Annotated in this window: 3 protein-coding genes and 1 pseudogene; all 4 read left to right on the forward strand. The window is 69.6% G+C overall.

What is annotated here, in order from left to right; all coding sequences use genetic code 11:
* A pseudogene (locus tag DSP71_RS12145) lies at nt 1-387 on the forward strand (class I SAM-dependent RNA methyltransferase); the annotation flags it as partial.
* A 41-nt stretch (nt 388-428) separates the two neighbouring features.
* Complete coding sequence (locus DSP71_RS12150) at nt 429-1088, forward strand: response regulator transcription factor (RefSeq protein ID WP_046748963.1); 660 nt, start codon at nt 429-431, stop codon at nt 1086-1088.
* Nucleotides 1078-2313: an ATP-binding protein gene (locus DSP71_RS12155; RefSeq protein WP_058631808.1), complete on the forward strand. Its 1236-nt coding sequence runs from the start codon at nt 1078-1080 to the stop codon at nt 2311-2313. Before DSP71_RS12150 ends, DSP71_RS12155 begins: the two co-directional genes overlap by 11 nt.
* On the forward strand, nt 2310-3302 hold the full coding sequence (locus tag DSP71_RS12160) for a hypothetical protein (RefSeq protein ID WP_230977937.1): 993 nt from the start codon (nt 2310-2312) through the stop codon (nt 3300-3302). Before DSP71_RS12155 ends, DSP71_RS12160 begins: the two co-directional genes overlap by 4 nt.
* Nucleotides 3303-3320 lie beyond the last annotated feature (18 nt).

Genomic DNA, 3320 nt, shown 5'->3' on the forward strand with positions numbered 1-3320 from the left:
GCGACCCTGGCTGACCTCGGGGGCACGGACATCGTGACGGTCGAGTCGAGTGCACGTGCCACTCAGCATGCTGCGGCGAACCTCGCCCCTCTCGAGATCGACGCGGTGACAGCCCGAGTCGATCGGTTCCTCGCCACGCGCAAGGGCGGCGGTCGGGCCGGGGCCGTCGTGCTCGATCCGCCGCGAGCCGGAGCGGGGCGTCAGGTGGTCGAGGCGATCCACGGGCTCGCCCCCGACGCCATCGCCTACGTCGCCTGCGACCCGGTGGCGCTCGCACGCGATCTCGGCACGTTCCGCACGCTCGGGTGGAATGTCGACCGTCTTCGCGGCTTCGATCTGTTCCCGCACTCCCACCACTTCGAGGTCGTGGCACTGCTCACACGATGAGCGATCCACGGCCTTCCGAGGGGACTCAGTAGGCTGAGGGGATGAGCACGGTCGCACTCATCGACGATCACGAGTCCGTTCGCCTCGGTCTCGAGGCCGCGTGCGAGCGGGATTCGCAGACCGTGGTCTTCTCCGGGAGCACCGTGGTGTCGTACATCGACTGGCGGAAGGCGACGGGGGCCGCGCCGGCCGATGTGGTCGTGCTCGACCTCACGCTGGGAGACGGCACGACCGTTACTGAGAACGTGACCGCCCTCGTGAACGACGGCGCCAGCGTGGTGATCCACAGTGTGGCGGATCGTCCTGCAGCCGTGCGGGAAGCCCTCTCCGCCGGTGCGGCGGGAGTGGTGAGCAAGTCGTCAGCACTCGACGACGTGCTGGACGCGATCCGCACGGTCGCACAGGGCGAGGCCCTCAACAACGTGGAGTGGGCGAGCGCTGTCGACGGAGACCGCGCGTTCGCCGACGCGCAGCTCGCCACCCGCGAACGGGAGGTCCTCCGCCTGTACGCGACGGGTCTGCCGTTGAAGGCCGTGGCCGAGAAGCTGGGCGTCGCGTACTCGACCGCCAAGGAGAACATCACCCGCATCCGCGTGAAGTACGTCGAGGTGGGGCGCCCGGCGCCCACGAAGGTCGACCTGCTCCGGCGAGCGATGGAAGACGGGATCGTCACAGCCGACGAGGCACTCGGTGGCCGCTGAGCCGCTGAGCATCCGCGACGCCTGGAGCAAGATTCCGTCTCCGGGCAGCACGGAGACAGCATACGAGCGCTTCACCGGCAAGCGCATGGAGCGGATACTCGCCATCGTGGTCGCGATCGGCTCGGCTGTGCTCGGCGCCCAGGCGCTGGTCTCCGCGATGGCATCCCTGTCGGACGCGGACCCCGCGCATGTGGTCGCGTTGTGTGTGGTGTTCGTGCCCCTGCTCGCGATGCTGGTGGCGTGCCTGATCGGACGCGGGGTGCGCACCTTCTCCGGCATCTTCGCCGTGGTGTACGTGCTGGTGCTCGCCGCGTGGCCGACGATCGTCGACCCCTCCGACAAGGGGGCCGGAGAGCAGCCGTGGATCTTCTTCCTCGTCAACGTCGGTGTCGTCGCGGCCATGCTCGCCTTCCCCCTTGCGCTGCAGTTCGTCTGGGCGGCGGGAGTGCCGTTCGTGTACGGCTATGTCCGTCTCGTCCAGGGCGAGTTCTCGCGCGATTTCTGGGTGACGACCGCCTTCGACGTCTCGTTCACCCTCATCCTCGGCGTGGTGATCGTCTCACTCGGCTGGATGTTCCGCTCGGTCGCCGCCGGGGTGGACGAGGCCAGGGGACAGGCGGTCGCGTCGTACTCCACTGCTGCGGCAGCGGCGGCGGCCGAGGAGGAGAGGGCGGCGATGTCCGCCCTGATGCACGACAGTGTGCTGGCCGCTCTGATCGCCGCGGAGCGTGCCGAGGGCGAACGCGCCAGGGAGCTGGCCGTGGCGATGGCGCGAGAGGCTCTCACGCGCCTCGCGAACACCGAGGCCGCCGTCGCACAGGAGGGGAGCGACGAACCGGTCGGAACGGTGCAGATCGTTGTCGAGCTGCGTCGGGCGCTGTCCGAGCTCGGCGCCGATGCGATCGTGGAGGAGCGCGGAGGCATCGGACTCATCCCCGGACGTGCTGCCCGCGCGCTGGTGCTCGCGGCAAGACAGGCGATCGGCAACGCGGTCTCGCATGCCGGCGGGCGCGGACTCCACATCATCGTCGAAGGGCACGGGGACGAGGGCATCGGCGTGACCATCTCCGACACCGGACCCGGATTCGACGTCGAGTCGATCGGCGTCGACCGACTCGGGATCCGTGCGTCTATCTTCGCGCGCATGGCGGGGGTGGCCGGCACCGCCGACATCCTCTCCGACGGGCACGGGACCACTGTCGTCCTGGGGTGGGAGCGCTCGTGAACCGCACCGTCCGGAGTGTCGCCACCTCCCTCGCCGTCGGCTTCGCCCTGTACTTCGTCGCCAGGGGGATCTGGTGGATCGAGCAGCCGACCGCACCGCTGGTGATGGTGCTCGCGATCGGGTTGTACCTCGTGGTCGTGAACGTCGCGATCCTCGGACACGGCGCCGTCGTCAGGATGCCGATGTGGTCGGCGATCCTGGCGCTGGTGGCGAGTGCGCTCATCCCCATCCTCGTCACCTCGTCGCTCGACCCGGCGGATCGGACGGCTCCCTTCGCCACGTGGTACATCGGGGCGCTCGGACTGCTCGGCGTCGTCTGCGTCGTCCGGAGGCGCGCTCTGATCGGTGTTCTCGTTCTCGGGGTGCTCGTCGTCACCGCGTCGGCCTATCTGGGATTCGTCGTCGCCCTCAACCTCGGACTCGTCGGCTCCATCATGTGGGTGGTGGTCGCTGGGCTCCTGGTGATGTTCTGGGACCGCGCCGTGCGTGACACGGAGCGCCTCGCCGAGATCCAGCAGGCCGTGTCCGCGTGGCATGCGACGCAGCGGGTGCGTCAGCGGGAGCGGCGCCTGCGCACGCAGTTCGCGCTGGCCGTCGCCGGTCCCGTCCTCAGCAGAGTGGTGGCCGCGCGGGGTGTGCTGGACGAGCAGGAGCGGATGGACGCCCGCCTCGCCGAGGGCAGGCTGCGCGACGAGTTGCGCGGAGCCGATCTCCTCAACGACGCCGTGCGCAACGCGATCGAGGCGGCACGACGCCGGGGGGTGGTGGTCACGGTCTTCGATGAGGGCGGTTTCGACGGGATCGACGAGACACGGCGAGAACTGATCAGGGACGAGCTGGCCGTCGTGCTCAGTCGCGCGCAGACCGCTCGTCTGATCATCCGCTCGGCGCGTGATCCCCGTGTCGCCGTCACGGTGGTCGGCCGCGCCGGCTCACGGGCGTCCGGCGACGATGACGCCGTCGACCTCTGGCACGAGATTCCGCGCTGACAGGCGGGCACAGGGCTG

It is taken from the genome of Microbacterium sp. H6 (genome assembly GCF_003314775.1).
Taxonomy (GTDB): domain Bacteria; phylum Actinomycetota; class Actinomycetes; order Actinomycetales; family Microbacteriaceae; genus Microbacterium; species Microbacterium oxydans.

What these genes read in the sequence shown, in the direction of transcription:
- DSP71_RS12150 (WP_046748963.1), top strand. Translation starts at nt 429, where the DNA reads ATGAGCACGGTCGCACTCATCGACGATCACGAGTCCGTTCGCCTCGGT.